Raw genomic sequence first — 26,534 nt, 5'->3', positions numbered from 1 at the left:
GTCTATACCGCCAAGAATTGCGTGAGGGTGGAAATGGGGTCGCCCGTGACGAGTGCTTCGCCCACGAGGACGACGTCGGCGCCGTCGGCACGATAGCGTGCGACGTCGGCCGGCTGGAGCACCGCGGACTCGGCGACTTTGATGACGCCGTCGGGGATGCGCGGCGCGAGTGTGCCGAAGAGGGACGGGTCGAGCTCGAACGTGCTGAGGTTGCGGGCGTTGACACCGATGACGTCGGCACCGATCTCGAGCGCGCGGTCGAGTTCTTCGGCCGAGTGGGTCTCGACAAGTGCCGTCATGCCCAGCTCGCCGACGAGCGCGTAGAGCTCGGCGAGCTCCGTCTGGCCGAGGCCCGCGACGATCAGCAACACCAGATCGGCCCGGGCGGCACGCGCCTCGAACACCTGGTAGGGCTGGGAGATGAAGTCCTTGCGCAGCACCGGGATGGAGACGCGCTGGCGCACGGCCCGCAAGTCGTCGAGCGATCCCTTGAACTTGCGGCCCTCGGTGAGCACGCTGATCGCGCTGGCGCCGCCTTCTTCGTAAGCCGAAGCGAGCAGGGCCGGGTCGGGGATGTCGGCGAGGTCGCCGCGAGACGGGCTCGCGCGCTTGACCTCGGCGATGATCTTGACGTTCGGTCCACGGCGCAGGGCCTCACGGGCGTCGAGGGCTGCCGGCTGATCGAGAGCCTCGGCCTCGACAGCGGCGAGCGGGATGACCGCGCGACGCGCGTCGGCGTCTTCAGCTGCGCCGGCCATGAGGTCGGCGAGCACGATCAGTGACCTTTCGAGGTGTACTTGGCGCCGCCGACGCCGTAGCCCATTTTGGCGAGGATGGGCCAGAGGAGGCCACCGATCAGGACGACACCCGCGCAGATGACCACGTAGAGAGGCATGTCGAGGACGAAGAACAGGGTTCCGACGGCGAACGCGACGAGCATCACCGTCACCGAGATCCAGGCGGCCGGAGAGTGGCCGTGTCCCATATCAATTGACTCGCTGCTCATGAAACTCCTTCATCGATGATTGCGCGATCTACTCTACCGGCTGTGAAACGGGGGCGAGACAGTGACGCGAGGTGTGGGGAAAGTCGGGCGCGACGGCCTGTGGAGAGCGACGGGCATCCGTTGGAGAACCTCGCCGCGTTGAGCCGATGGGGTCAGCGCGAGGGGCGGACTCAGCGGGTCGGGTCGTCGCCGCGGGTGAGTTCGTCCCAGCTGTCGACGGGGTCCATGCGGGGGTTGCCGTCGGCGGACGCCGGAGCCTCGGGCGTGGTGCCGTCGGTGGAGACGGGGGCGCCGGTCGATGACGCCGCGGACGCCGAGTGGCCGTGGGAGCCGGGCCCCCGGGAGCCGACGTCGGCGGAGGGGCCGTCAGCGGCCGAGGATGCGTCGGTGGCGGCATCCGCGGTGTTGACGGCGACCGTGCGATAGCGCTTCGACGAGCTCGGCCAGCGACGGGCCGTGGCCAGGACGAGAGCGCCGACGAGCACGAAACCGATGCCGAGGACGAGCGTGATGATGGGCCACGCGGTGGGGATGGCGGAGCTCACGATCGTGCGCACCGACTCGTGGCCCGCGATGCCCGTGACCTGCGTGACGGCCGGCTCGGAGGCCCGCACACCGTCTTGCAGCGCGAGGAACGCCGACAGGGCGATGCAGACGCCCAGAAGGATATTGAGCACCGCGAGGATGTAGCGGAACAGGACGCCGGCGATGGCCAGGGCGGCCGTGAGGGCCAGCCCGGCGAGGGCGAGGGCCGAGAGCGCGGGGGCCGCGACCTCTCCCGAGACATCGATGATGCCGACGACGGGCGAGTTCTGTGTCTGCGAGAGCTGAGCCGTGAACCAGGTCTGAGTCCACGCGAGCAGGGACAGGGCGCTGAGAACGACGAGGCCGAGAAGCGAGAGGTATTTCACGCGCTTGGCTCGAGCCGTTGCACGTTCGAGGCGTGTGTCGGTGTCTTCAGGCGCAGCAGGCGTCACGTCGTCCGGCCGAGGGGTCTCGGAGGTCATCTGATCCTTTTCATGGTGTTTGCGACGGCGACGGCGCGCAACGGCGCGGCCGCCTTGTTCACCGACTCCTGGAACTCCGATTCGGGCACCGAGTCGGCGACGAGTCCGCCGCCCGCCTGAACGTGGGCGACGCCGTCGATGAGCGTGGCCGTGCGGATGGCGATGGCGAGGTCGAGGTCGCCCGCGAAGCCGAAGTACCCCACCACTCCCCCGTAGACGCCGCGCTGGGCGGGCTCGAGGGAGTCGATGATCTCGAGGGCCCGGGGCTTCGGGGCGCCCGAGAGAGTGCCGGCCGGGAACGTTGCACGGAAGACGTCGACGGGCGAGACATCCGGCAGCAGGTCGCCCTCGACCGACGACACGAGGTGCATGATGTGGCTGAACCGCTCGACGCGCATGAACTCGGTCACTTCGACGCTGCCCGCGCGGCAGACCTTCAGCAGGTCGTTGCGCGAGAGGTCGACGAGCATGAGGTGCTCGGCGCGTTCCTTCTCGTCGGCGCTGAGCTCGGCCGAGAGGTCGGCGTCGTGCTCGGGCGTGGCGCCGCGGGGCTTCGAGCCGGCGATCGGATGCGTGAACACCCGGCCGTCTTCCACCTTCACGAGCGCTTCGGGCGACGAGCCCACGATGGAGTAAGGCACGCCGTCGACCGTGTCGAGGGTGAGCAGATACATGTACGGGCTCGGGTTGAGCGTGCGCAGGATGCGGTAGACGTCGATGGGTTCGGCGTCGGTCGGCTGATCGAAGCGCTGCGAGACGACGACCTGGAAGATGTCCCCCTCGCGGATATGCTGCTTGGCCGTGTCGACCGCGGCCAGGAAGTCGCCGCGCTCGGTGCGGTGGTGGGGCGTGGGCTCGGCCGAGAGATCCACGTCGGCAAGCCAGGCGTCGCTCGGTTGTGCCAGGTCGCGTTGCATGGCGTCGAGGCGGTGCTGCGCGGCATCCCACAGCTCGTCGGATGCTTCGCTGCCGTCGTTGAGCGCGTTGGCGATGAGCAGCACCGTGCCCGTGCGGTGGTCGAGCACCGCGAGGTCGGCGGCAAAACACAGCGCCTGGCCGGGCACGCGGTTCTCGAGCGGCGGGCGGTTGGGCAGACGCTCGATCTGGCGGATGGCCTCCCACCCGATGAAGCCGACGAGACCACCCGTGAGGGGCGGCATGCCGTCGATCTTCGGGGTCTGCCAGCGGGCGTGCAGGCGCGTGATGGCCTCGAGGGGCTGGACATCGTAGAGCGAACCGAGGGCGCGTTCGGCGTTCATGCCGTAGTCGATCCAGCGCGGGGTCTCGCCCTCCTGGGTGAGCACGCCGAACGACGAGACGCCGACGAAGGAGAAGCGCGACCAGATGCCGCCCTGTTCGGCCGATTCGAGGAGGAAGCTGCCCGGGCGGCCGATGGCGAGCTTGCGGTAGACGCCGACCGGGGTCTCGCCGTCGGCGAAGAGTTCGCGCACGACGGGGATGACGCGGTGGTCGGCGGTGAGAGCGTCGAACTGGGCACGCGTGGTGCTGCCCGGCATACCCGTCGTCATGATGCGATCCCTTCGGAAACCGGGCGGTCTGCGCTGACGGCGTGCAGGTCGCGGCCGTCGAAGCACGTGCGGGTGCCGGTGTGGCACGCCACACCGACCTGGTCGACGCGGACGAGGAGCGTGTCGCCGTCGCAGTCGAGGCTTACGTCCTTCACGTACTGCGCGTGGCCGGACGTGTCGCCCTTGCGCCAGTATTCCTGGCGGGAGCGCGACCAGAAGGTGCCGCGACCCGAGATGAGGGTGCGACGCAGGGCTTCGGCATCCATGTAGCCGAGCATGAGGACCTCGCCCGTGTCGTATTGCTGTACGACGGCCGGCACCAGGCCGTTGTCGGCGAATGCGACGCGTGCGATCTCGGCTTCGACGGCGGCGGTCGAGTCGGGGAGCTGTCCGGCAGTCTGCGGATCGGTCATGAGCGGACCTCGATTCCTTCGGCACGGAGCGAGCGTTTGACGTCGCCGATGGTCAATTGACCGGAGTGGAAGACGCTGGCCGCGAGCACCGCATCGGCGCCCGCCTGCACGGCGGGGGCGAAGTGCGAGACATCGCCCGCCCCACCCGAGGCGATGACGGGCACGGGACTCAGGGCGCGCATGGCGGCGACGAGTTCGAGGTCGAAACCCTCTTTCGTGCCGTCGGCATCGATCGAGTTGACGAGCAGTTCGCCGACGCCGCGCTCGATGGCCTCGCGCGCCCAGGCCAGGGCATCGAGCGTGGTCTCGGTGCGGCCGCCGTGCGTCGTGACGACAAACCCCGAGGGGAGCTCGGCCGAACGTTTCACGTCGAGTGAGAGCACGAGCACCTGGGCGCCGAACACGCCCGAGATCTCGTCGAGCAGATCGGGGCGACGGATGGCGGCGCTGTTGACGCCCACCTTGTCGGCGCCCGAGGCGAGCAGCTTCGAGACGTCTTCGGTGCTGCGGATGCCGCCGCCGACGGTCAACGGGATGAAGACTTGCTCGGCCGTGCGCGCGACCACGTCGTAGGTCGTCGAGCGGTCGTCGACCGTGGCCGTGACGTCGAGGAACGTGAGTTCGTCGGCACCCTGCTCGTAGTACTGGCGCGCGAGGGCGACGGGGTCGCCGGCATCGCGCAGATTCTGGAAGTTGACGCCCTTGACGACGCGGCCGTCGGCCACATCGAGACACGGGATGACGCGGGTGATGACCGACATCGTGCGTGTGTCCTTCCCGCTAGAGCCTGGCGGCGTGGATGGCGCTCACGAGGATGGCTCGGGCACCGAGTTCGTACAACGCATCCATGATGTCGTTGGTTTCTTCGCGTTTGATCATCACGCGGACGGCCACCCACTCGGGGTCGCGCAGGGGCGAGATGGTGGGTGACTCGATGCCGCCGGCGACCGCGGTGGCCTGTTCGAGGAGCGCGACCGGCAGGTCGTAGTCGAGCAGCACGTACTGGCGGGCCACGAGGACCCCCTGCAGGCGGCGACGCAGCGTGGCGAGGCCCGGCTTCTCGTCGCCGTTGCCGATGAGGACGGCCGTGGATTCGAGGATGACGGGGCCGAAGATCTCGAGGCCGGCCTTGCGGAGAGTCGTGCCCGTGGAGACGACGTCGGCGACGGCATCCGCCACACCGAGACGCACAGCGGATTCGACGGCGCCGTCGAGGTGGACGAGCGTGGCCTCGACGCCCGCGCTGCGCAGGAAATCGCCCACGAGGCCCGGGTAGCTGGTGGCGACGCGGACGCCCTGCAGGTCGTCGAGCTGCGCGAAACGACCCTCGGGGCCGGCGAACCGGAACGTGGAGTCACCGAAGCCGAGCGCCTCGATCTCGGTGGCGGTCGAGCCCGAGTCGAGCAGCAGGTCGCGGCCCGTGAGGCCCACGTCGAGCGCGCCCGAACCGACATAGGTGGCGATGTCGCGCGGGCGGAGGTAGAAGAATTCGACGCCGTTGCGGGCATCGATCAGGTGCAGCTCTTTCGGGTCACGACGGGTGGCGTAGCCGGCCTCGGTGAGCATGACGGCGGCCGTCTCGGCCAATGAGCCCTTGTTGGGCACTGCGATTCGCAACATGGAAAAACTTTCGGGTAGAAGAAGTCGGATGACGTGAGCGGAACTCACAGATGTCGGTAGACGTCTTCCGGGCTGAGGCCTTTGGCGATCATCATGACCTGCACGTGATAGATCAGCTGCGAGATTTCTTCGGCGGTCTCGACGTCGCTCTGGTATTCGGCGGCCATCCACACTTCGGCGGCCTCTTCGACGATCTTCTTGCCGATCGTATGCACGCCACCGTCGAGCTCGCGGACCGTGCCACTGCCCTCAGGGCGGTCGATGGCCTTCTGGCTGAGTTCAGCGAACAGGGCGTCGAATGTCTTCACTCACCCAGGTTACTAGTAACGCGGCTACGCGGTGTGCTTGTGGGCGGCGGCCTCGCGGCGTAGCGTGTCGATCGCCAGCGCGGGGTTCTCGGCGCCGAACACGCTCGATCCGGCCACGAACGTGTCGGCGCCGGCTTCTGCCGCGATGGCGATGGTTTTCTCGCTGATGCCGCCGTCGACCTGCAGCCACACGTCGAGACCCGTCTGGGATACGCGTTCGCGCAGGGCCTGCAGTTTGGGCATGGTCTCGGGCATGAAGGACTGGCCGCCGAAACCCGGTTCGACGGTCATGACGAGCACCTGGTCGAATTCGGCGAGGAGGTCGAGGTAGGGCTCGACGTCGGTGCCGGGCTTGAGGGCGAGGCCGGCTCGCGCGCCGATTTCCCGCAGGCGCCGGGCCACGGAGACGGGGTCTGTCGTCGACTCGGCGTGGAAGGTAACCGAGTAGGCGCCGAGCTCGGCATAGCCAGGGGCCCACTTCTCGGGGTTGTCGATCATGAGGTGGACGTCGAGCGGGATGGGCGAGACATCCTGGATGCGCCCGGCCATTTGCGGGCCGAACGTGAGGTTGGGCACGAAGTGGTTGTCCATGACGTCGACGTGCACGAGGTCGGCGGTGGCGATGCGGTGCAGGTCGCGTTCCATGTTGACGAAGTCGGCGGCGAGGATGCTGGGGTTGATGCGGGCGGTCATGGCGTCTCCCTATCGTGCGGTTTTGCGAATGAGCGCCACGAACATGGCGTCGGTGCCGTGGCGGTGCGGCCAGAGCTGGGCGACTGTGCCCGCGTGCTCGCCGAGCGCCGTGTCGCCGAGGTCGAGCTCGTGCACTGCGATGCGTTGCAGGGCGGCCGCCGTGTCGAGCAGCTCGGCGTCGGCCCCCCAGCGCCCGAGGGCGGCCAGGACGACGCCGCGGGTCTCGGCGATATGCGGCGAGCACGTGACGTAGGCGACCGTGCCGCCCGGCTTGAGGGCGTCGAAGGCCGAGGTCAACAGGGACGCCTGCAGCACCGTGAGGTCGGCGACATCTTTGGCGGTTTTGCGCCACCGCGCCTCGGGTCGGCGTCTCAGAGCGCCGAGGCCCGTGCAGGGAGCGTCGACGAGGATGCGGTCGTAGGTGTTCGGGCGGTGCTCGCCGATCTGCCGGCCGTCGAGTTCGCTGACTTCGGGGACCTCGGCGAGGGGCCGGATGGCGCGGCGCACGAGTTCGGCCCGCGCCGGCGTGATCTCGTTGGCGTCGAGGTGGGCATGGCCTGTGTGCGCCTCGGCGCCGAGGAGGGCCGTCTTGCCACCGGGCCCGGCGCACAGGTCGAGCCACTGCTCGCCGGCCCGGATCGGCTCGAAGCGGCTGAGCGCGAGGGCGGCCAGCTGCGACCCCTCGTCTTGCACGCGCAGTCGTCCGCCGGCGTGACCGATGGTGGTGTCGGGGTCTCCGTGGCCGAGAGTGAAGCCCACCGGCGAATACTCGTTGGGGTGCGCGTCAGCCGGCGCATCGATCAGGCCGGGCAGGGCGATGAGGTTCACGCGGGGAGCGTCGTTGTCGGCCGCGAGGAGCTGTTCGAGTTCGTCGACGCGCCCTTCGGCGGTCAACGATTGGCGGAAGGCGCGGATGATCCACGCGGGGTGCGCGTATTCGATGGCAAGCCGGTCGTCGGCGTTCTTCGCCCGCGCGAGGACCTTCTCTTTCCATTCGGAGGCTTCGCTGCGAGACAGCGTGCGGAGGACCCCGTTGACGAAGCCGCTGGCCGAGCGTGACCCGACCTCGCGCGCTAGCGAGACGGACTCGTTGACGGCGGCGTGCGACGGGACGCGCATGCCCAGCAACTGGTGAGCCCCGAGGCGCAGCACGTCGAGCACGGGCAGGTCGATGTCGTCGACCGATCGGCCCGCCGCGAGTGCGATCACGCGGTCGTAATAGCCACGCAACCGCAGTGTTCCGTAGCACAGCTCGGTGGCGAGCCCGGCGTCGGCGGTATTGAGGGCTGCCCGCTTGATGGCCGTGGGCAGCAGCAGGTTGGCGTAGGCGTCGTCGCTGCTGACGGCGGCGAGCACGCCGTAGGCCACGCGGCGCGCGGGCTGCACGGTGACGACGGGGGCCGGGCGGCTGCGGGGCCGTTGTCGGCCGGCCGGCCGGGATGCACGTCTGTGGGTGTTGTCGCTCATCGGGCTGAGATCTCCGCTCCGCTGGGAAGGCCGCGCCACCAGTCGACGGCGGCCATCGATTGACGCCCGGCGGGCTGCACACGCACGAGCTCGAGGTTGTCGCCCGACCCGGTGCCGATGTGCACACGTTTGTCGTGCAGGGCGAGCCGTCCGGCGTCGAGGCCTCTGGCGGACGTGCGGGCGAGCGCGAGCACCTTCAGGACCGTGGTGATCGGCTCGGCGGGGGCTGCCGTCGTGTCGTCGGCCGGAGCGATCACGATCTCGGTGTGCGCACCCGGCTCGGGGGTGACGCCGCGATAGTGCGCGAAGACATGCGAGGCTGCGGTCGTCCAGTCGAGGCGCCCGTCGGCGGCCGAGAGTTTCGGGGCCAGCGTGACGTCGCCGGTCTGAGGTTCGGATGTCGCGGTGCCTGCCCCGATCCCGTCGACGACGTCGAGCACCAGGGGCACGCTCTCGGTGGCGTAGGCGTCGAGGAGGTCACCCGCGGTGGCATCGTCTGGCGCAGGAAGCGGTCGCCGCAGGAAGATGTCGCCGGCGTCGAGCTCGGGCACGAGCTGGAAGATCGAGACGCCGGTCTCTGCGTCCCCCGCGATGAGCGAGTGCTGCACGGGGGCGGCACCACGCCACCGGGGCAGCAGAGAGAAGTGCAGGTTGATCCATCCGTGGGTCGGCGTGTCGAGCAGAGCCCGCTTGACGAGCCCGCCGTAGGCGACGATGACGCCGAGGTCGGGTTCGAGCAATCGGATGGCTTCGGTCACCTCGTCGTCGAGGCGGTTGGCTTTGATCACCGTCAGGCCGGCGCGTTCGGCGGCCGCGGCGACGGGCGACGGCGTCATGACCCGTTTGCGACCGACGGGTGCGTCGGCCCGCGTGATGACCGCCACGATCTCGTGCTCGCTCGCGGCGAGCGCCTCGAGGGTGGGGACGGCGACGGCGGGCGTTCCGGCGAAAACGATCTTCATGCGGCGGGTTCCTGTCGGCGATGGTCGGGGGCGGTCATTGGAAGATCTCCGGATCGTCGAAATGCACTTTCAGTGTAGGCGCTGGGCGATAGCCACCCTTGGCGGCGGGTGGGCGTCGTCTCGACGTCGCCGCCTTGACGACGGATGCGCGCAGCGATTTGGCGAGACGCTGGGCCAGCGCATAGTCGGTGCGGATGACGGCGCGGACCTGATCTTTCTCGTGCGGCGTCGGGCCCAGCACGGCGCCCGGCGGGAGCTCGTGTTCGGCGCGGACGTCGTCGATGGCGCGATCGACACTATCGGCCGTGCCGGTCAGCGCGACGACCCGCACCGCGGGTGGGAACCGCAGGGCGCGCCGGTCGTCGAGTTCTTGGCGCGCGAAGCCGGATTGATCCCAGTTGGCCAGGGCCGTGCCGAGCGTTCCCGCGACGCCGGTGAGAACGACGGGCGCGCGGGGGGCGGCGAGGGCCGCGGCGTTGGACCACCAGCGGAGGCAGTCCTCGGCGATGCTGAGCGACTCGGCCGCGAGCATGCGTTCGCCGTCGAGGAGGAGGACGGCCGCGTAGCCGCCCGGGACGAGCGGCTCGGCGCCGCGGGTGGCGACGACGAGTGAGGCCCGTCGATCGATCGTCTGCACGTTGCGTTCGCCATCCGACACGATGACGGTGTGGCCGGGAAACGCCTTGCCGAGTTCTTCGGCCGTGCGACCGGAACCGCGCGTGACGAGCTTGAACAGCTTGTGCTCGCACGTGTCGCACTGCCAATTGACGGCGAGAGCGCCGCAGACCGTGCAGGCGGGCGTGGCTCCGGCGCGCGTGACGCCGAGCGGGCCGTGGCACTCGCGGCACCGCGCCAGATGCGAACAGTTCGCGCAGGCGACCGCGGGGGCATATCCCGGGCGCGCCACCTGCACGAGCACGGGCCCGGTCTCGAGTGCTTCACGGGCGATGCGCCACGCGGTCGAGGGGATGCGGGCGGCCCCCGATGCGGCGTCGGGCTGGTCTTGGCGGGCCGTCTGGATGACGCGCGGGGCGACGAGCGGCTTGGGTGCTTCGGCCGTGAACCACCCCATCTGCACGAGCCGCTCGGTTTCGACGCTGCGGCCGTGGCTGAGGATGACGAGCGCCGCGCCCGATTCTTCTTGCCGCACGAGGGCCGCATCGCGGGCGTGCACGTAGGGCGCCAGCGGTTCGCGGTAGAGGTGGTCGCCGTCGTCCCACATGGCGATCAGACCGAGTCGCGCGCTCGGCGCATAGATCGCGGACCGGTTGCCGACGATCGCGCGCGGGCGGTCGTCGAGCAGGTCGAGGAAGGATGCGTAACGCTCGGCGTTCGACTGCCGCGCATCGACGCGCGAGATCTGTTCGGGCGGCAGCACATCGGCTAGCGCCGCCTCGAGCTGATCCTGATCGCGATAGTCGGGCGTCAGCAGCACCGCCGTGCGCCCTGAGACGACCGTGTTGTGCGCGAGCTCGGCCAGCGTGCGTGCCCAGGAGCCGATCGGCGCGCCCGAAGCGGTTTCGCGCGGGCTGGGAACCGCGTCGAGCGCCAGTCGGCCGCCCCCGGCCACGGTGTGCCACACGCTGTCGCGGTAGCCCGAGATCGGGATCAGCCCGTCCGAGACGTCTGCGGCGTCCGAGACATCTGCGGCGCCTGCGGCGGCTTCGACGGTTCCTGCATGATCATCTCTGCCGCGATCCGCGACAGGCTCCACGCGCGTCACTCCGTCGACATCCGTGTCAGCGCCGGGCTGCGGTGCTGTGTCATCGGATTCGGAGCCCGGTGCTTGTCCGGAGGCCTCGAGCCTGCGTGCCTTCCACGCCTTCTCGACGCGCACCTGTCGCGAGGGGATGGCGAGCCGGAGGATGTCGCTCGCTCCCCCGGCGCTGCGCTCGGACAGCCGGCGCGCCAGCGACCAGACCTCGGGTGTGAGCACGGGCACGTCGGAGACGAGCTCGTCGAGCGGGGTGAGGGCTCCCCCGAAGTCGCTCGTCTCGACGACATCGACCACATAGGCCGCTGCGACGCGGTTCGCGCTGCGCAGAGGTACCTTCACGCGGACGCCCGGCACGACCGACCCGCGGAGCTTCTCGGGGATCGCGTAATCGAACAGGTGGTCGAGCTGGGGCAGCGGCGAGTCGATGACCACCCGGGCGACCGTTCCGGTCTCGGGCAACGCCGAGCCTCCGGTGGGGTCGGCCAGTGGTTCGGCCACGGCGTTAGAGTCCGGCAGCGCTCTGCAGCTGGCTGACGCGGTCGAGACGTTCCCACGTGAAGTCGGGCAGCTCGCGGCCGAAGTGACCGTAGGCGGCCGTCTGCTGGTAGATGGGGCGCAACAGGTCGAGCTCGCGGACGATGGCACCCGGGCGGAGGTCGAAGACCTCACGGATGGCGTCGACGATCGTCGCCTCGGGCACCTTGGCCGTGCCGAAGGACTCGACGTAGAGGCCGACGGGGGCAGCCTTGCCGATGGCGTAGGCCACCTGCACCTCGAGCTTGTCGGCGAAGCCGGCGGCGACCGCGTTCTTGGCGACCCAGCGCAGCGCGTAGGCGGCCGAACGGTCGACCTTCGACGGGTCCTTTCCGCTGAAGGCGCCGCCACCGTGCCGTGCCGCGCCGCCGTAGGTGTCGATGATGATCTTGCGGCCCGTGAGACCGGCGTCACCCTTCGGCCCGCCGACGACGAAACGCCCGGTGGGGTTGATGAGGAACTGCACGTTGCTGGTGTCGAGGTCGATCTTGTCGAGCACGGGGCGGATGACGTGGCGCTCGACCTCGGCGCGCAGCTGGGCCGTTGAGACGGCCTCCGTGTGCTGGGTGGAGAGGACGATGGTCTCGACCGTGCGCGGGATGATGCCCTCGTAGCCGATGGTGACCTGGGTCTTGCCGTCGGGCCGGAGGTAAGCGAGCTCGCCCGACTTGCGCACGGCCGCGAGGCGCTCCGCGAGGCGGTGCGCGATCCAGCTCGGCAAGGGCATGTACTGCGGGGTCTCGGTGGTGGCGAAGCCGAACATGATCCCCTGGTCGCCCGCGCCCTGCTGGTCGAGCGCATCGGAGGAGGACTGCTCGCGGCTCTCGAACGCGTCGTCGACACCCTGGGCGATATCGGCGGACTGCTGGCCGATCGACACGGAGACGCCGCAGGAAGCGCCGTCGAAACCGGCCTCGGACGAGTCATAACCGATGGAGGTGACGAGCTCACGCACGATGGCGGGGATCTCGACGTAGGCGTCGGTCGTGACCTCGCCGGCGACGTGGACGAGGCCCGTCGTGACGAGCGTCTCGACGGCGACACGCGACCGCGGGTCTTCAGTCAGCAAGGCGTCGAGGATGGCATCGGAGATCTGGTCGCAGACCTTGTCGGGGTGCCCCTCGGTAACCGATTCCGACGAGAAGAGACGCAGTTGTGTCATGCAGGTGCCTTACCTTGAATGCCCGTGCGAACCAGCACGGACGGGTGAACGGTGTGAGTGGATGCCCGCCTCACGGTCTTCACAACTATATCCGGGGCATCCGACAGCCCCCGGGTGGTTGCGCGACTGTGAAGAACTTCGCGGTATCTCTCCTGGGGAGAACGGTTTGCGACGCGAAAAAGTCCCCGAGCTGCGCCACGACCGACAGAAAAGGCCGCCACCCGAAGGTGACGGCCAAACCTGATGGGAAGTTCACGCGAGTGAACCCGCCGAGCGGATCGCGCTTAGGAAGCGGGAACGATCGGCTTGAGAACCAGCTTGTCCTCGTTGATCTCGTGCATCGCGACCGACAGCGGCTTGTCTTCGACGTTGGAGTCGACGAGCGGCCCCACGTTGTCGAACAGGCTGCCTTCGTGCAGGTCGGAGTAGTAGTCGTTGATCTGACGCGCGCGCTTGGACGCGAAGATGACGAGGGCGTACTTCGAGTCGACCTTCGAGAGCAGGTCGTCGATGGGCGGGTCGATGATTCCGGTGAGCTTGTCAGCCATGGTCACACTCCTCGTGTGGGTATTGATGGAAAGTCTGCTGGGGATGATGTTCCGGTCTGACGATGCGATGAGCATCGACCCGATTAACGGGATGACCCGGAATTCCCGCGAGTCTTGATCAAGTCTACGACTTCTTCCGCCGCTTCGGCGACCGTGTTGTTGACGACCTTCACATCGAACTCGTTTTGCGCCGCCAATTCGATCTTGGCCGTGGCCAGGCGACGCTCGCGTTCCTCTTCGCCCTCGGTGCCGCGCCCGACGAGCCGGCGCACCAGTTCATCCCAGCTCGGCGGCAGCAGGAACACCAGCGTGGCGTCGGGCATGGCCTGGCGCACCTGGCGGGCACCCTGCAGGTCGATCTCGAGAAGGACGCTCTCGCCGCGACGGAGTGCCGCTTCGATGGGCGCGCGCGGCGTGCCGTAGCGGTAGGCGTTGTGCACGGTCGCGTATTCGAGCAGCTCGCCCTCGACGATCATGCGGTCGAACTCGGTGTCGTCGACGAAGTAGTAGTTGACGCCCTCGACCTCTCCGGGTCGCGGCTGGCGCGTCGTGGCCGACACCGACAGCTGCACCTCGGGGTGGTGCTCGCGGATGTAGTTCGCGACCGTGCCCTTGCCGACGGCCGTTGGGCCAGCCAGCACGATCAAGCGGCTGCGCTTGCGCGAACGGTTGGTCGCCTCACGTTCGATGAGGAAGTTGCGCAGCCGCACCCGCTGCTTCTGGCCGAGGCCGCCCACGCGCTTGGCGGGCGAGATGCCGAGGTCTTCGAGGATCTTCGCGAGCTTCGTGGCACCGATGGCCGGCACGCTGAGCAAGAAGTCCGTGACCCGAAGGCGTCCCTCCACGCCCTCCGGATCTGCGATGGCCCGGTCCAGAATCTGGAGGGCCGAAACCTGTCCGTCGGCGATACGTGCCTTGACCGTGGCACGGGCGCGTCGGGCGGCGACAGCAGCTCGAGACGCCGCAACGCGGTCGACCTCGGGCGGGCGCCGGGGGGAAGTTTCAGGCAATGTTGCTTCTCACATCCTTTGCTTGGTTCTTGATCGCGGCGGCGATACCGGCGGGGCCGGCGTCGAGCACACTCCGCGACTGGGCGACGATGACACCGGGGCTCATGGGCCCGAAGATGTCGGCCGACTGAGATACGGCCGCGCCTTGATGCCCGAAACCGGGCGCTAATACAGGTAACACGGGAGAGGGGCGGAAGTCGAGTTGGAACTCGGCGAGCCGCAGAGTTGCACCAATAACCACACCGACCGAGCCGAGCTCGGTCTCCCCCGCCGCAGCGTTCGAGGCGACGATGTCGTCGACGATGGCGCGGGCGACGCGACGGGGTGCCACATCATCCGCGGCGGCATTCGTCGTGCCTGTCGCACCATCGGCGGCCGAGCCATTTGACGAGCCACTGTTCGAGCCGATGTGCGAGTCGACCCGAGCGTCGATGAAAGCGCGCTGGATGTCGCGACCCTCGGGGTTGCTCGTCGCCGCGAGCACGAACACGCCCTTGCCGTGCTGGCGCGCCAACCGGATGGGAGCCTCGAGCGACCCGACGCCCTGGTAGGCGACGAGGGTGACGGCATCCGCTTCGAGGGGCGAGCCGGGGCGCAGCCAGGTCTCACCGTAGGCCTCGACGCTCGTGCCGACGTCGCCGCGCTTGGCGTCGGCGATCACGAGGAGGCCGGCCGCGCGTGCCGCGGCGATGACCTCTTCGAGCGCCGCATACCCACGCGAACCGTGGCGCTCGAAGAACGCCACCTGCGGCTTGACGATGCCCGCCTGCCCCGCGCTGGCCTCGACGACCCGCAGGCCGAACTCGCGCAAACCCGCGGCGTCGTCAGAGAGGCCCCACGCCGACAGGAGGTAGGGGTGGGGGTCGATACCCACCGAGAGCCGCCCGAAGCGCCCGAAGGCGTCGTTCAGGCGGTCTCCGAAGGTGGGTGCGCCGGCCCCCGTCATGCCGGCGAGACGCTGCCGGCCGAAGCCGAAACGAGCTCGGCGGCACGCGAGGCGCGGTCGGCCCGGTCCTGGGCGTATTCCTGCAGCGAGCGGACGTCGAAACCGGTGCGGATGGCCTCGAGCGATGCCACGGCCGCGGTCAGCTCCGCGATCGTCGTGAACAGGGGCTTGTCTTCGGCCACGGCGGCCGCGCGGATTTCGTAGCCGTCGGCACGAGCCGAGCGACCGGACGGCGTGTTGATCACGACATCCACCTCGTTGCGGTTGATGAGATCCACGATGGACGGCTCGCCCACGGATGCCTCGTTGCCCTCGGAGAACTTGCGCACGGTGCGCGCCGAGATGCCGTTGCGGTTGAGCACCTCTGCCGTGCCCTCGGTCGCAAGGATCTCGAAGCCCAGCTCCTTGAGGCGCAGGATGGGGAGCACGATGGAGCGCTTGTCGCGGTCGGAGACCGAGACGAAGACGGTTCCGCCGAGCGGCATCCCGCCGTAGGCTGCGGCCTGGCTCTTGGCGAAGGCCCGCGGGAAGTCGCGGTCGATGCCCATGACCTCACCGGTCGAACGCATCTCGGGCCCGAGCACGGAGTCGACGATGTCGCCCGCCTTGGTGCGGAAGCGCTTGAAGGGCAGCACGGCCTCCTTGACGGCGACCGGCGAGTCCATGGGCACGCGGGAACCGTCGACGGGGGGCAGCAGCCCCGAGTCGATGAGCGATCGCACGGTCGAGCCGACCATGATGAGCGACGCGGCCTTGGCGAGCGGGATGCCGAGCGCCTTGGACACGAACGGCACCGTGCGAGACGCCCGTGGGTTGGCCTCGAGCACGTAGAGCACGCCCGCGCCGATGGCGAACTGCACGTTCAGCAGGCCGCGCACGCCGACACCCTCGGCGATGGCGCGCGTCGCCTCACGCACCTGGTCGATCTGCGAACGGCCGAGCGTGACGGGCGGCAGGGTGCACGAGGAGTCACCCGAGTGGATGCCGGCCTCTTCGATGTGCTCCATGACGCCGCCGATGTAGAGCTCTTCGCCGTCGTACAGCGCGTCGACGTCGATCTCGATGGCGTCGTCGAGGAACCGGTCGACGAGCAGCGGGTGCTGCGGGCCGATGATGCCCTGGTCAGCCATGCGGTCGAAGTAGTCGACGAGCGAGGCCGTGTCGTAGACGATCTCCATGCCGCGGCCGCCGAGCACGAAGCTCGGGCGCACGAGCACGGGGTAGCCGATCTCTTCGGCCACGGTGACGGCGCCGGTGACCTCGGTGGCGGTGCCGTTGCGGGGCGACAGGATGCCCGCGGCGTCGAGGATGGCGGAGAAGGCGCCGCGCTCTTCGGCCAGGTCGATGGCTTCGGGCGTGGTGCCGAGAATCGGGATGCCGGCGGCCTTCAGCCCGGCCGCGAGCCCGAGTGCGGTCTGCCCGCCGAGCTGCACGACGACGCCGACGAGTTCGCCGGACTGGCTTTCGGCGTGCACGATCTCGAGCACGTCTTCGAGCGTGAGGGGCTCGAAGTAGAGCCGGTCGCTCGTGTCGTAGTCGGTGGAGACCGTCTCGGGGTTGCAGTTGATCATGATGGTCTCGTAGCCCGCGTCGCGCAGGGCGAACGAGGCGTGCACGCACGAGTAGTCGAACTCGATGCCCTGACCGATGCGGTTCGGGCCGGAACCCAGGATGACGACCTTGCGGCGGTCGCTCGCGATGACCTCGGTCTCCTGGTCGTAGCTCGAGTAGTGGTAGGGCGTGAGGGCCGGGAACTCGCCGGCGCAGGTGTCGACGGTCTTGAACACGGGGCGCACGCCGAGGATGTGGCGCACCTCGCGCACCTCGGTCTCGCCGAAGCCGCGCAGCTGCCCGATCTGGGCGTCGGAGAAGCCGTGGTTCTTGGCGACCGTGAGCACCTCCGAGTCGAGCACGTCAGCCGTGCGCACGAAGTCGGCGACCTCGTTGATGAGCACGATCTGGTCGATGAACCAGGGGTCGATCTTGGTGGCCTCGAAGACCTGCTCGGCCGTCGCGCCGGCACGCAGGGCCTGCTGCACGACGACGATGCGGCCGTCGGTGGGAACCTTGCTGACCTCGAGCAGCTCATCCACCGAGCGGGTCTCCTCGCCCCAGTGGAAGCTGGAGCCGCGCTTCTCGAGCGAGCGCAACGCCTTCTGCAGGGCCGTGGCGTAGTTGCGGCCGATGGCCATGGCCTCGCCGACGGACTTCATGGTGGTCGTCAGCGTGGGGTCGGCGGCCGGGAACTTCTCGAACGCGAAGCGCGGAACCTTGACGACCACGTAGTCGAGCGTGGGCTCGAAACTCGCGGGCGTGACCTTGGTGATGTCGTTGGGGATCTCATCGAGGCGGTAGCCGATGGCGAGCTTTGCGGCGATCTTGGCGATCGGGAAGCCCGTGGCCTTGGAGGCGAGGGCGCTCGAGCGCGAGACGCGCGGGTTCATCTCGATGACGATGATGCGACCGTTGGCGGGGTCGATGGCGAACTGGATGTTGCAACCACCCGTGTCGACGCCGACGGCGCGGATGATGTCGATGCCGATGTCGCGCAGGCGCTGGTATTCGCGGTCGGTCAGCGTGAGGGCCGGGGCGACCGTGATCGAGTCGCCCGTGTGCACGCCGACGGGATCGACGTTTTCGATGGAGCAGACGACGACCGTGTTGTCGGCCGTGTCGCGCATGAGCTCGAGCTCGTATTCCTTCCAGCCGAGGATCGACTCCTCGAGCAGCACCTCGCTGGTGGGGCTGGAGTGGATGCCGTCGCCCACGATGCGCACGAGCTCGGCTTCGGTGTAGGCGAAGCCCGAGCCGAGACCGCCCATGGTGAAGGAGGGGCGCACGACGAGGGGGTAGCCCAGGTCCTTCGCGAACTCTTTGGCCTCCTCGACGGTGCGGGCGATGTGGCTGCGCGCGACATCCGCACCGGCTTCGATCACGAGGTCTTTGAAGAGCTGGCGGTCCTCGCCCTTCTGGATGGCTTCGACCTTGGCGCCGATGAGCTCGACGTCGTACTTGGCGAGCGTGCCCGCGTCGTGCAGGGCGATGGCCGCGTTGAGGGCCGTCTGACCACCGAGTGTCGGCAGCACCGCATCCGGTCGTTCTTTCTGGATGATGGTCTCGATGACCTCGGGCGTGATGGGCTCGATGTAGGTCGCGTCGGCGAAGTCGGGGTCGGTCATGATGGTGGCCGGGTTCGAGTTGACGAGGATGACGCGCACGCCCTCTTCGCGCAACACGCGGCAGGCCTGCGTGCCCGAGTAGTCGAATTCTGCGGCCTGGCCGATCACGATCGGGCCGGAGCCGATGACGAGAACGCTCTTGATGTCGTCGCGCTTGGGCATTAGTTGTTGTCTCCTGTGGTGGCGTCGGTGCTCGCGGCTGTGCTGGCGTCGGCCTTCAGGCGGATGACCATGTCGCGGAAGCGGTCGAAGAGGTAGTTCGCATCGTGCGGTCCTGCGGCAGCTTCGGGGTGGTACTGCACCGAGAAGGCGGGGATGTCGAGGCACTGCAGGCCCTCGACCACGTTGTCGTTGAGGCCGTAGTGGCTGACCTCGACGCGGCCGAAGCCCTGCGACGACTCGTGCACGCCCTCGATGGGCGCGTCGACCGCGAAGCCGTGGTTTTGCGAGGTGATCTCGACACGGCCGGTCGACTTGTCGAGCACGGGCTGGTTGATGCCGCGGTGGCCGAAGGGCAGCTTGTAGGTGCCGAAGCCCAGCGCGCGGCCGAGCAGCTGGTTGCCGAAGCAGATGCCGAAGTAGGGCGTGCCGTCGCGCAGCACGTCGCGGAGCAATTCGACGTGGTGGTCGCTCGCGGCCGGGTCGCCCGGGCCGTTGGAGTAGAAGAGCGCGTCGGGCTTGAGCGAGCGCACGTGATCGGCGCTCACGTTCTGCGGCAGCACGACCACGTCGAAGCCGCGCTCCGAGAGGTAGGTGAGGGTGCTCTTCTTCACGCCGAGGTCGAGCACGGCGACCCGGCCCACGCGTTCGCCGGTCGCGGCGATCTCGTAGGGGTGCTGTGTCGACACCTCGGCCGACAGGTTGAGGCCGCGCATATCGCGTCCCTCACGCACCAGGTCGAGCTGCGTGCCGTCCGAGAGGTCGGCGTCGGCGCCCGAGAAGACGCCGGCCTTCATGGCTCCGGCCGAGCGGATGTGGCGCGTGATGGCGCGCGTGTCGACACCCGCGATGCCCACCACGCCGTCCTTCTCGAGCTGCGCGTCGAGCGTGCCCTCGGAGCGGTGGTTGGACACGATGCGGGAGGGGTCGCGCACCACGTAACCGGCGACCCAGATGCGCGCCGACTCTTCGTCTTCGGCGTTGACACCCGTGTTGCCGATGTGCGGCGCGGTCATGAGCACGATCTGCCCGGCGTAGGACGGGTCGGTCAGCGTCTCCTGATAGCCGGTCATACCGGTCTGGAAGACGATCTCGCCGAGGGTCTGGCCGGTGGCACCGAAGGCCTGGCCGGTGAAGCGCGTGCCGTCTTCGAGGACGAGCACCGCCTTCGCCTTACTGCGGAAAGGGGATGAGGTCATGTCAGTTCTCCTTCGTGCTGGGACCGGCGGGGGCCGTTCCAGCGGTACCGAGGCGTCGGATGGCTTCGAGCACTTCGGTTTGTCGGGGGGATTCGATCAGCCGGAGATAGCTCTCGGCGAAGTCGGGGGTGGGGATGCCGGTGGACCAGCGCACGCGGATCAACCCGTCGGATTCGACCACGCGGTCGATCGTCCAGGTGGCCGTCGATGCGTCGGCGAGCCGGTCGGCGGGGATGAACACGGGGTGCTCCCCCGGGATCTGCAGCAGCAGACCCTCGGTCGCGACGATGAGCTCGGCTCGGGCACGGAACCCGAGGCCGGGCAACGCCAGCCGCTCGAGGGGTTGGCCGGCGCGGGACGTGGCGACGTAGAAGACGTCGGCGGTGAGGATGGGATGCAGCGACTCGGGTGCGGTGGGCAGGGCCGGTATCGCGGCATCCCTGCGTCGTCGCCCGCGCCACGCCCACACCATGGCGCCCAGAATGAGCGCCAGGAAGGCGACGACGAAGAAGCCGGGAATGAGGCGGCTATCCACGGACGGCTCCCCCAGCTGCGTCGGACGTTGCGGCCCGGAACACGCGCGCCTTCTCGGCGACCACGGCCGAGTCGAGCACGCGCCCGTCGGCGACCGTTGCATAGCCGTCGTGGAAGGTGTGCAGCACGCGGCCCGGCAGCTCGATGCCCGCGTAAGGCGTGTTGCTCGACTTGCCAGCGAGGTCCTCGGTGCCGAATGAGCGGCGGGCCGATGTGTCATAGAGCACGACGTTGGCCGGGGCTCCCACGGCGATGCCGCGCTCGTAGCCTTCGATGCGGCCGATGTGCGCGGGCGTTTGCGACAGGATGCGCGCGACATCCGCCCAGCCGATGAGGCCCGTCTCGACCATGGCCTCGTGCACGACGGAGAGCGCGGACTCGAGGCCCACCATGCCGTTGGCCGCGGCATCCCACTCGCAGTCCTTCGCCTCGACGGGGTGCGGCGCGTGGTCGGTGGCGACGATGTCGATGGTGCCGTCGGCCAGAGCGTGGCGCAGCGCCTCGACGTCTTCGCGTCGGCGCAGGGGCGGGTTCACCTTGAACCGCGAGTCGTAGTCGCGCACGAGGTCTTCGGTGAGCAGCAGGTGGTGCGGCGTGACCTCGGCCGTGACCGGGATGCCGCGAGCCTTCGCCCAGCGGATGACATCGACCGAACCGGCCGTCGACACATGGCAGACGTGCAGGCGCGAGCCCACGTGTTCGGCCAGCAGCACGTCGCGAGCGATGATCGATTCTTCGGCGACGGCGGGCCAGCCGGCGAGGCCGAGCTCACCCGACAGCGAACCCTCGTTCATCTGGGCGCCCTCGGTGAGGCGCGGCTCTTGGGCGTGCTGGGCGATGACGCCGTCGAACGCCTTGACGTATTCGAGGGCGCGTCGCATGAGCAGCGGGTCGGAGACGCAGAACCCGTCGTCGGAGAAGACGCGCACCGAGGCTCGAGAGGACGCCATGGCGCCCAGCTCGGCCAGGCGCTCGCCCTTCAACCCGACCGTGACGGCGCCGATGGGCTGCACGCGCGCGAACCCCGAATCGAGGCCGAGGCTCAGTTCTTGTTCGACGACACCGGCCGTGTCGGCCACGGGCGAGGTGTTGGCCATGGCGAAGACGGTCGTGAAACCGCCGGCCGCGGCAGCGCGCGTGCCCGTCAGAACGGTCTCGGACTGCTCGTAGCCGGGCTCGCGCAGGTGGGTGTGCAGGTCGACGAGGCCGGGCAGGGCCAGCAGCCCGTCGGCGTCGATGCGCGTCGCTCCGGCCGGGGCGTCGAGACCCGAACCCAGCTCACGAATAACGCCGCCTTCGATCAGGATGTCGGAGCGCGAACCATCCGCGAGGGTGGCGCCTTCGATCAGGGAGACTTCGGTCATCCGGCTCATGATCCTTCCTCCGTGTTGCCCGAGAGCAGTAGGTAGAGCGCCGCCATTCGCACGGAGACGCCGTTCGAGACCTGTTCGCGCACCGTGGACATCGCCGAATCGGCGGCGCGAGACGAGATCTCGAGGCCTCGGTTCATCGGGCCGGGGTGCATCACAATGCTATCCGGCCCGAGACGCGCGAGACGCTCATCGTCGAGGCCCCAGCGGCGGGAGTACTCGCGCGGGTTGGGGAAGAAGGCGTCGCGCATGCGCTCGGTCTGGATGCGCAGCATCATGACGACATCCGGCCGGCCCTCGTCGATCGCCACGTCGAGGTCGTAGAGGATGCGCGCGGGCCAGGCGGCGAGATCGACGGGGAGCAGCGTCGGCGGGGCCACGAGCGTGACCTCGGCGCCGAGGGTGTCGAGCAGCCACACGTTCGAGCGGGCCACGCGCGAGTGCAGGATGTCGCCCACGATCGTGACCTTCACGCCGTCGAGCCCGGCGCCGCGCGAGGCCCCCGGGCGCAGGCGGCGGCGAATCGTGAAGGCGTCGAGCAGGGCCTGCGTGGGGTGCTCGTGCGTGCCGTCGCCCGCGTTCAGAACGCCCGCGTCGATCCATCCGCTGTTGGCGAGCGTGCGGGGTGCGCCCGAGGCGCCGTGGCGGATCACGACGGCGTCGGCACCGATGGCCTGCAGCGTCTGGGCGGTGTCTTTCAGGCTCTCGCCCTTCGACACGCTCGAACCCTTGGCGCTGAAGTTGATCACGTCGGCCGAGAGGCGCTTGGCGGCTGCCTCGAACGAGATGCGCGTGCGGGTCGAGTCCTCGAAGAAGAGGTTGACGACGGTCTTGCCGCGCAGCGTGGGCAGTTTCTTGACCTCGCGCAGCTGCGTGTCGGCCATGTCTTCGGCGATGTCGAGCAGGCGGATGGCAGCGGCGCGATCGAGATCGCGGGTCGAGAGCAGGTGCCTCATGCGTCGGCCCCCTCGATCGAGACGTATTCGTCGCCGTCGAGCTCGGTGAGCCGCACGTTGATGCGCTCGTCGAGCGCGCTCGGCAGGTTCTTGCCCACGAAGTCGGGTCGGATGGGCAGCTCGCGGTGGCCGCGGTCGATCAGTGCGGCAAGACGCACGACGCGGGGCCGCCCGTAGTCGCCGAGCGCGTCGAGTGCGGCGCGGATGGTGCGGCCCGAGAACAGCACGTCGTCGACGAGGACGACGGTCTTACCGTCCACTCCCCCGGCAGGGATGCGGCTGGGTTGCGGGTTGCGGGTGGGATGCCGCCCGAGGTCGTCGCGGTAGAGCGTGACGTCGAGGGCGCCGAACGGGATGTCCTGACCCGAGATCTGGCTCACGAGCCCGGCCACGCGCTCGGCGAGGAGCACGCCGCGGGTGGGGATGCCGAGGATGACGAGATCGTCTGCGCCGCGGTTGGACTCGAGGATCTCGTGGGAGATGCGAGTCAACGCCCGGGCGATGTCAGCCTGGTGAAGCACGGTTCGCGCGCTCATTCAGACTCCCTTCTCCGCCTCTCTGGACGGTGTTAAAGGTTGTCGATAGTGAGGCTCAGCTTAGCAGGATCAGGCGTCGTACAACTCGAGCGGCAGGCCATCCGGGTCGAAGAAGAAGAGCATCTTGCGGCCGGTGTGCGGGTCAATGCGGACCTCTTCGACGCGCACCTGTTGCTCGACGAGTTCGGCGCGGCAGGCCGCGACGTCGTCAACAGCAAACGCGAGGTGCCGCAGACCCTGGGCTTCGGGGCTCGGGCGCACGGGAGCGTTCGGGAACGAGAACAGCTCGATGAGATATTCGCCGTTGAGGGCGAGATCGCCCATCCAGCTGTCGCGCTCGGCGCGATACACCTCGGTGAGGAGCTCGCAGCCGAGCACGCGCTGATACCAGGCCTTGGACGCCTCGTAGTCGCTCGCGATGATCGCGATGTGGTGGACGCGCTTGAGCTTCATCGACGGTTAGAGCGCGGCGTTCGACTGGGCGATCTTGGCCAGGAGGCCGTTGATGAAACCGGCCGAGTCGTCGGTCGACAGCGTCTTGGCCGCCTCGACGGCCTCATCGATGGCGACGGCGGTGGGGACCTCGTCGTTGAAGAGGATCTCCCAGACACCCATGCGCAGGATGGCGCGGTCGAGCGTGGGCATGCGCTGCAGGGTCCAGCCCTGCGCGTAGCTCTCGATCTGCTCGTCGATCTCGTCGCGGTTGTCGATCACACCGTCGACGATGTCGCGGGCGTAGAGCCAGGATGCTTCGCGCTGCGGCTCGCTGGCCGCGCGCTTGGCCTCTTCCTGCAGGGCGTCGGCGAAGTCCATCTCGCGCAGGTCGGCGACATAGAGGATATCGATGGCCCGTTTGCGGGCCTTGGTGCGGGCGCTCACTAGTCGCTGACGCGACCCAGGTAGTCACCGGTGCGGGTGTCGACCTTGACCTTGGTGTTCTGCTCGACGAAGAGCGGAACCTGGATCTGGTAGCCGGTCTCGACGGTGGCAGGCTTGGTGCCGCCCGTGGAGCGGTCGCCCTGCAGGCCGGGCTCGGTGTAGGTGATCTCGAGCACGACGGATGCGGGCAGGTCGACGTAGAGCGGGTTGCCGTTGTTCAGCGCGATGGTGACCGTCTGGTTCTCGAGCAGGAAGTTGGCGGCATCGCCGACGACCGCTGCGGGAACGTTGATCTGGTCGTAGTCGGTCGCGTCCATGAAGACGTAGTTGTCGCCGTCGTTGTAGAGGTAGCTGTATTCGCGGCGGTCGACGTTCTCGATGTCGATCTTGGTGCCCGCATTGTAGGTCTTGTCGACGACCTTGCCGGTCATGACGTTCTTCATCTTGGTGCGCACGAAGGCGCCGCCCTTGCCCGGCTTCACGTGCTGGAACTCGATGACGTTCCACAGCTGGCCGTCGATGTTCAGGACCACGCCGTTCTTGATGTCAGCGGTAGATGCCATGGGGTTTTGGTGTCCGTTCGTGAGGTGTGGAGGAGGCATCCGCGATGCCCGACGTTCGAGTTTAGCGGCAGACGGGTTTCGCGGCCAATGGAGCGCCGTCTAGCGCGTGAGGAGGTAGTGCAGCGCGAGGCGATAGGAGTCGAAGCCGAAGCCCGCGATGACGCCCGTGGCCACACCGGAGATGACGCTCGTGTGGCGGAAACGTTCGCGCGCGTGGGGGTTCGAGATGTGCACTTCGACGAGCGGGATGTCGGCGGTGTGCAGTTGGGCTGCAGCATCCCGGAGCCCGTAGCTGTAATGCGTGAAGGCCGCGGGGTTGAGGATGACGGGGGTGCGGGTGTCGACGGCCTCGTGCAGCCAGTGGATGAGCTCGGCCTCGTCGTCGGTCTGGCGCAGGTCGATGCTCACGGGAGCCGAATCGCCGGAGCCGCGGGCCGCTCGTTCGGCGTCTTCGGCGAGTGCCGAGCGCAGCGACTCGAGATCGGCCGAGCCGTAGACGTCGGGTTCGCGCGAACCCAGGCGCCCGAGGTTGGGGCCGTTGAGAACAAGGATGCGGTGGGCCATGGCTGTCAGCGTAGCGCCGCTCACGACGCGATCTCCTGGTAGGCGGCGAAGAGCAGCGAGGTGTCGGGGCTCGTCAGCACCGTCGGCTTGCCGATCTCGTCGAGCACGATGAAGCGCAGCATGCCCGAGCGCACCTTCTTGTCCTTCTTCATGGTGGCGAGGAGGGTGGGCCAGCGGCCGGCGGGGTATTCGTGCGGGAGGGACAGCGAGTCGAGGATGCGGCGGTGGCGGTCGACGGCCTCGTCGGAGAGGCGGCCGGCGAGGCGCGAGAGTTCTGCCGCGAACATCATGCCGACGCCGACGGCCGCTCCGTGTCGCCACTGGTAGCGCTCGGCGTGTTCGACGGCGTGGCCGAGCGTGTGGCCGTAGTTGAGGATCTCTCGAAGACCGGCCTCGCGGAAGTCCTCGCCGACGACGCGCGCCTTGAGGCCGATGGCCAGCTCGATGACGCGACGGAACTCCGGGGTGGAGGGATCGGTCGCGCGGTCGACATCCGCTTCGACGATGTCGAGGATCTCGGTCTCGGCGATGAAACCGGCTTTGACGACCTCGGCGAACCCGGCGAGGATCTCGTTCTTCGGCAGGCTGTCGAGCAGGTCGAGGTCGGCGAGCACGGCGGCGGGGGCGTAGAACGAGCCGACGAGGTTCTTGCCCTCGTTCGTGTTGATGCCGGTCTTGCCGCCGATGGAGGCATCGACCATGCCGAGCACGGTGGTGGGGATCTGGATGAGGCGCACGCCGCGCAGCCAGGTGGCCGCGACGAAGCCCGCGAGGTCGGTGACCGCGCCTCCCCCGAAGCCGATGACGGCGTCGGTGCGCGCGAAGTCGGCCTGGCCGAGGATCTGCCAGCAGAAGGCGGCCACCTCGACGCGCTTGGCGCCCTCGGCGTCGGGCACCTCGGCGAGCAGCACCTCGTAGTGTTCGCTGAGCTCGGCGCGCAGCTTCTCGGCCTTCGCGCCGACGGTGGGCGTGTGCACGATGAGCACCTTGCGCACGGCGTCGCCGAGGTCGGTGGGCAGGTCGCCCAGGATGCCGCGGCCGATGCGGATGGGATAGGGCGACGTTCCGGGCACCTCGATCACGGTCGTGCCAGTGGTGCCAGTAGTGCCGGTGGCGACGCCATTGTCGATGCTGTCGGCGCTGCCGTTGTCGGTGCTGCTCATGCTTTCTCCTTCGCCCAGGTGGCGATGCGATCGGCGATCTGCATGATCGGTCCGGTCGATGTGTCGAATGTGACGCTCGCGAGCGACTCGTAGATGTGGGCACGCTCGTCGTAGATGCGCTGCCAGTTCTCGATGCCGTCGGCCAGCAGGGGTCTCGCGTCGGTCGTGATGCGCGCCGCGACGGCCTCAGCCGTGACGGTCAACAGGACAACGGGATGCTGACGCAGGTCGTTCTGGGTGTCCTCGTCGAGGATCGCTCCCCCGCCAAGTGAGACGACGGCGGGTTCGGAGAGGGCTTGACGCACGGCTTCACGCTCGAGACGGCGAAAATGCTCCTCGCCGTGGTCGCGAAAGATCTCCGTGATCGGTCCGTGTTGGGCGACGACGCGTTTGTCGGTGTCGACGAATGGCACGCCCAGGGTGCGGGCGACCCGCCGTCCGACCTTCGTCTTCCCGCTGCCCATCGGCCCGATGAGCACGACCGGGAGCGGCGGATGCTGGGCCACGATC

General features: G+C 68.6%; 28 protein-coding genes. All 28 read right to left on the bottom strand.

All coding sequences use genetic code 11. The annotated features are described in order from the left end of the window. Nucleotides 1-2: 2 nt before the first annotated feature. The gene (trpC, locus tag ACUWEX_RS07855) at nucleotides 3-773 is read right to left on the bottom strand and encodes an indole-3-glycerol phosphate synthase TrpC (protein WP_079727578.1); all 771 of its coding nucleotides are present in this window, start codon (nucleotides 771-773) and stop codon (nucleotides 3-5) included. A gap of 2 nt (nucleotides 774-775) precedes the next feature. Next, the gene (locus tag ACUWEX_RS07850; RefSeq protein WP_079727577.1) at nucleotides 776-1,006 is read right to left on the bottom strand and encodes a DUF6704 family protein; all 231 of its coding nucleotides are present in this window, start codon (nucleotides 1,004-1,006) and stop codon (nucleotides 776-778) included. A 170-nt stretch (nucleotides 1,007-1,176) separates the two neighbouring features. Further along, the gene (locus ACUWEX_RS07845) at nucleotides 1,177-2,013 is read right to left on the bottom strand and encodes a Trp biosynthesis-associated membrane protein (protein WP_445995875.1); all 837 of its coding nucleotides are present in this window, start codon (nucleotides 2,011-2,013) and stop codon (nucleotides 1,177-1,179) included. Beyond that, a complete protein-coding gene (locus ACUWEX_RS07840) occupies nucleotides 2,010-3,542 on the bottom strand; it encodes an anthranilate synthase component I (RefSeq protein WP_445995874.1) in 1,533 nt (510 codons plus the stop codon). Before ACUWEX_RS07840 ends, ACUWEX_RS07845 begins: the two co-directional genes overlap by 4 nt. Then, nucleotides 3,539-3,955 carry a phosphoribosyl-AMP cyclohydrolase gene (hisI, locus tag ACUWEX_RS07835; protein WP_079727574.1) on the bottom strand — a complete coding sequence of 139 codons (417 nt, stop codon included), beginning with the start codon at nucleotides 3,953-3,955 and terminating at the stop codon, nucleotides 3,539-3,541. The genes ACUWEX_RS07840 and hisI overlap by 4 nt, the downstream gene beginning before the upstream one ends. Then, complete coding sequence (gene hisF, locus ACUWEX_RS07830) at nucleotides 3,952-4,716, bottom strand: imidazole glycerol phosphate synthase subunit HisF (RefSeq protein WP_445995873.1); 765 nt, start codon at nucleotides 4,714-4,716, stop codon at nucleotides 3,952-3,954. Before hisF ends, hisI begins: the two co-directional genes overlap by 4 nt. A 19-nt stretch (nucleotides 4,717-4,735) precedes the next feature. Then, on the bottom strand, nucleotides 4,736-5,575 hold the full coding sequence (gene hisG / locus ACUWEX_RS07825) for an ATP phosphoribosyltransferase (RefSeq protein WP_445995872.1): 840 nt from the start codon (nucleotides 5,573-5,575) through the stop codon (nucleotides 4,736-4,738). Nucleotides 5,576-5,619: 44 nt separating this feature from the next. After that, entirely contained in the window at nucleotides 5,620-5,883 is a 264-nt protein-coding gene (locus ACUWEX_RS07820; protein ID WP_079727571.1) for a phosphoribosyl-ATP diphosphatase, read from the bottom strand. Nucleotides 5,884-5,907: 24 nt separating this feature from the next. Then, complete coding sequence (rpe, locus tag ACUWEX_RS07815; protein ID WP_445995871.1) at nucleotides 5,908-6,576, bottom strand: ribulose-phosphate 3-epimerase; 669 nt, start codon at nucleotides 6,574-6,576, stop codon at nucleotides 5,908-5,910. A 9-nt stretch (nucleotides 6,577-6,585) separates the two neighbouring features. After that, a complete protein-coding gene (locus ACUWEX_RS07810) occupies nucleotides 6,586-8,043 on the bottom strand; it encodes an RsmB/NOP family class I SAM-dependent RNA methyltransferase (protein WP_445995870.1) in 1,458 nt (485 codons plus the stop codon). Then, a complete protein-coding gene (gene fmt / locus ACUWEX_RS07805) occupies nucleotides 8,040-9,005 on the bottom strand; it encodes a methionyl-tRNA formyltransferase (protein WP_445995869.1) in 966 nt (321 codons plus the stop codon). Before fmt ends, ACUWEX_RS07810 begins: the two co-directional genes overlap by 4 nt. 34 nt (nucleotides 9,006-9,039) lie before the next feature. After that, complete coding sequence (locus tag ACUWEX_RS07800; protein ID WP_445995868.1) at nucleotides 9,040-11,220, bottom strand: primosomal protein N' family DNA-binding protein; 2,181 nt, start codon at nucleotides 11,218-11,220, stop codon at nucleotides 9,040-9,042. A 4-nt stretch (nucleotides 11,221-11,224) separates the two neighbouring features. Next, nucleotides 11,225-12,418, bottom strand: a complete 1,194-nt coding sequence (gene metK / locus ACUWEX_RS07795) for a methionine adenosyltransferase (RefSeq protein ID WP_445995867.1) — start codon at nucleotides 12,416-12,418, stop codon at nucleotides 11,225-11,227. Nucleotides 12,419-12,702: 284 nt separating this feature from the next. After that, on the bottom strand, nucleotides 12,703-12,966 hold the full coding sequence (gene rpoZ / locus ACUWEX_RS07790) for a DNA-directed RNA polymerase subunit omega (protein WP_077053221.1): 264 nt from the start codon (nucleotides 12,964-12,966) through the stop codon (nucleotides 12,703-12,705). A gap of 83 nt (nucleotides 12,967-13,049) precedes the next feature. Continuing rightward, nucleotides 13,050-13,976, bottom strand: coding sequence for a guanylate kinase (gene gmk / locus ACUWEX_RS07785; RefSeq protein ID WP_077053222.1), 927 nt, complete (start codon nucleotides 13,974-13,976; stop codon nucleotides 13,050-13,052). Next, complete coding sequence (pyrF, locus tag ACUWEX_RS07780; RefSeq protein WP_445995866.1) at nucleotides 13,969-14,922, bottom strand: orotidine-5'-phosphate decarboxylase; 954 nt, start codon at nucleotides 14,920-14,922, stop codon at nucleotides 13,969-13,971. Before pyrF ends, gmk begins: the two co-directional genes overlap by 8 nt. Beyond that, nucleotides 14,919-18,263, bottom strand: a complete 3,345-nt coding sequence (carB, locus tag ACUWEX_RS07775) for a carbamoyl-phosphate synthase large subunit (protein WP_445995865.1) — start codon at nucleotides 18,261-18,263, stop codon at nucleotides 14,919-14,921. Before carB ends, pyrF begins: the two co-directional genes overlap by 4 nt. Further along, nucleotides 18,263-19,459 (bottom strand): glutamine-hydrolyzing carbamoyl-phosphate synthase small subunit, encoded by a 1,197-nt coding sequence (carA, locus tag ACUWEX_RS07770; RefSeq protein ID WP_200811496.1) that lies wholly within the window; start codon nucleotides 19,457-19,459, stop codon nucleotides 18,263-18,265. Before carA ends, carB begins: the two co-directional genes overlap by 1 nt. 1 nt (nucleotide 19,460) lies before the next feature. Beyond that, entirely contained in the window at nucleotides 19,461-19,994 is a 534-nt protein-coding gene (locus ACUWEX_RS07765) for a PH-like domain-containing protein (RefSeq protein WP_445995864.1), read from the bottom strand. Continuing rightward, on the bottom strand, nucleotides 19,987-21,357 hold the full coding sequence (locus ACUWEX_RS07760; RefSeq protein WP_445995863.1) for a dihydroorotase: 1,371 nt from the start codon (nucleotides 21,355-21,357) through the stop codon (nucleotides 19,987-19,989). The genes ACUWEX_RS07765 and ACUWEX_RS07760 overlap by 8 nt, the downstream gene beginning before the upstream one ends. Nucleotides 21,358-21,362: 5 nt before the next feature. Beyond that, nucleotides 21,363-22,319 carry an aspartate carbamoyltransferase catalytic subunit gene (locus ACUWEX_RS07755; RefSeq protein ID WP_079727563.1) on the bottom strand — a complete coding sequence of 319 codons (957 nt, stop codon included), beginning with the start codon at nucleotides 22,317-22,319 and terminating at the stop codon, nucleotides 21,363-21,365. Next, entirely contained in the window at nucleotides 22,316-22,855 is a 540-nt protein-coding gene (gene pyrR, locus ACUWEX_RS07750; protein WP_077053228.1) for a bifunctional pyr operon transcriptional regulator/uracil phosphoribosyltransferase PyrR, read from the bottom strand. Before pyrR ends, ACUWEX_RS07755 begins: the two co-directional genes overlap by 4 nt. A gap of 69 nt (nucleotides 22,856-22,924) precedes the next feature. Next, on the bottom strand, nucleotides 22,925-23,308 hold the full coding sequence (locus ACUWEX_RS07745; RefSeq protein WP_445995862.1) for a VOC family protein: 384 nt from the start codon (nucleotides 23,306-23,308) through the stop codon (nucleotides 22,925-22,927). Between the two features lie 6 nt (nucleotides 23,309-23,314). Continuing rightward, entirely contained in the window at nucleotides 23,315-23,734 is a 420-nt protein-coding gene (gene nusB / locus ACUWEX_RS07740; RefSeq protein ID WP_079727561.1) for a transcription antitermination factor NusB, read from the bottom strand. Next, nucleotides 23,734-24,297 (bottom strand): elongation factor P, encoded by a 564-nt coding sequence (gene efp, locus ACUWEX_RS07735; RefSeq protein ID WP_077053231.1) that lies wholly within the window; start codon nucleotides 24,295-24,297, stop codon nucleotides 23,734-23,736. Before efp ends, nusB begins: the two co-directional genes overlap by 1 nt. 99 nt (nucleotides 24,298-24,396) lie before the next feature. After that, a complete protein-coding gene (locus ACUWEX_RS07730; protein WP_079727560.1) occupies nucleotides 24,397-24,861 on the bottom strand; it encodes a type II 3-dehydroquinate dehydratase in 465 nt (154 codons plus the stop codon). A 20-nt stretch (nucleotides 24,862-24,881) separates the two neighbouring features. Further along, the gene (gene aroB, locus ACUWEX_RS07725) at nucleotides 24,882-26,024 is read right to left on the bottom strand and encodes a 3-dehydroquinate synthase (RefSeq protein ID WP_079727559.1); all 1,143 of its coding nucleotides are present in this window, start codon (nucleotides 26,022-26,024) and stop codon (nucleotides 24,882-24,884) included. Then, a complete protein-coding gene (locus ACUWEX_RS07720; protein ID WP_327196299.1) occupies nucleotides 26,021-26,530 on the bottom strand; it encodes a shikimate kinase in 510 nt (169 codons plus the stop codon). Before ACUWEX_RS07720 ends, aroB begins: the two co-directional genes overlap by 4 nt. Between the last annotated feature and the right edge of the window lie 4 nt (nucleotides 26,531-26,534).

The organism is Okibacterium fritillariae (assembly GCF_052783725.1).
Note: the sequence above shows the minus strand (reverse complement) of the source record. Positions and strands in the feature narration are given on the sequence as shown.

Bases quoted from the DNA above. Each gene is read 5' to 3' on its own strand.
- hisI (WP_079727574.1), bottom strand. From the start codon at position 3,955: ATGACCGATCCGCAGACTGCCGGACAGCTCCCCGACTCGACCGCCGCC.
- ACUWEX_RS07840 (WP_445995874.1), bottom strand. From the start codon at position 3,542: ATGACGACGGGTATGCCGGGCAGCACCACGCGTGCCCAGTTCGACGCT.
- ACUWEX_RS07810 (WP_445995870.1), bottom strand. From the start codon at position 8,043: ATGAGCGACAACACCCACAGACGTGCATCCCGGCCGGCCGGCCGACAA.
- ACUWEX_RS07850 (WP_079727577.1), bottom strand. From the start codon at position 1,006: ATGAGCAGCGAGTCAATTGATATGGGACACGGCCACTCTCCGGCCGCC.
- ACUWEX_RS07845 (WP_445995875.1), bottom strand. From the start codon at position 2,013: ATGACCTCCGAGACCCCTCGGCCGGACGACGTGACGCCTGCTGCGCCT.
- fmt (WP_445995869.1), bottom strand. From the start codon at position 9,005: ATGAAGATCGTTTTCGCCGGAACGCCCGCCGTCGCCGTCCCCACCCTC.
- efp (WP_077053231.1), bottom strand. From the start codon at position 24,297: ATGGCATCTACCGCTGACATCAAGAACGGCGTGGTCCTGAACATCGAC.
- aroB (WP_079727559.1), bottom strand. From the start codon at position 26,024: ATGAGCAGCACCGACAACGGCAGCGCCGACAGCATCGACAATGGCGTC.
- ACUWEX_RS07755 (WP_079727563.1), bottom strand. From the start codon at position 22,319: ATGAGGCACCTGCTCTCGACCCGCGATCTCGATCGCGCCGCTGCCATC.
- carB (WP_445995865.1), bottom strand. From the start codon at position 18,263: ATGCCCAAGCGCGACGACATCAAGAGCGTTCTCGTCATCGGCTCCGGC.
- ACUWEX_RS07730 (WP_079727560.1), bottom strand. From the start codon at position 24,861: ATGGCCCACCGCATCCTTGTTCTCAACGGCCCCAACCTCGGGCGCCTG.
- pyrR (WP_077053228.1), bottom strand. From the start codon at position 22,855: ATGAGCGCGCGAACCGTGCTTCACCAGGCTGACATCGCCCGGGCGTTG.
- ACUWEX_RS07745 (WP_445995862.1), bottom strand. From the start codon at position 23,308: ATGAAGCTCAAGCGCGTCCACCACATCGCGATCATCGCGAGCGACTAC.
- rpoZ (WP_077053221.1), bottom strand. From the start codon at position 12,966: ATGGCTGACAAGCTCACCGGAATCATCGACCCGCCCATCGACGACCTG.
- hisF (WP_445995873.1), bottom strand. From the start codon at position 4,716: ATGTCGGTCATCACCCGCGTCATCCCGTGTCTCGATGTGGCCGACGGC.
- metK (WP_445995867.1), bottom strand. From the start codon at position 12,418: ATGACACAACTGCGTCTCTTCTCGTCGGAATCGGTTACCGAGGGGCAC.
- carA (WP_200811496.1), bottom strand. From the start codon at position 19,459: ATGACCTCATCCCCTTTCCGCAGTAAGGCGAAGGCGGTGCTCGTCCTC.
- pyrF (WP_445995866.1), bottom strand. From the start codon at position 14,922: ATGACGGGGGCCGGCGCACCCACCTTCGGAGACCGCCTGAACGACGCC.
- rpe (WP_445995871.1), bottom strand. From the start codon at position 6,576: ATGACCGCCCGCATCAACCCCAGCATCCTCGCCGCCGACTTCGTCAAC.
- hisG (WP_445995872.1), bottom strand. From the start codon at position 5,575: ATGTTGCGAATCGCAGTGCCCAACAAGGGCTCATTGGCCGAGACGGCC.
- ACUWEX_RS07760 (WP_445995863.1), bottom strand. From the start codon at position 21,357: ATGACCGAAGTCTCCCTGATCGAAGGCGCCACCCTCGCGGATGGTTCG.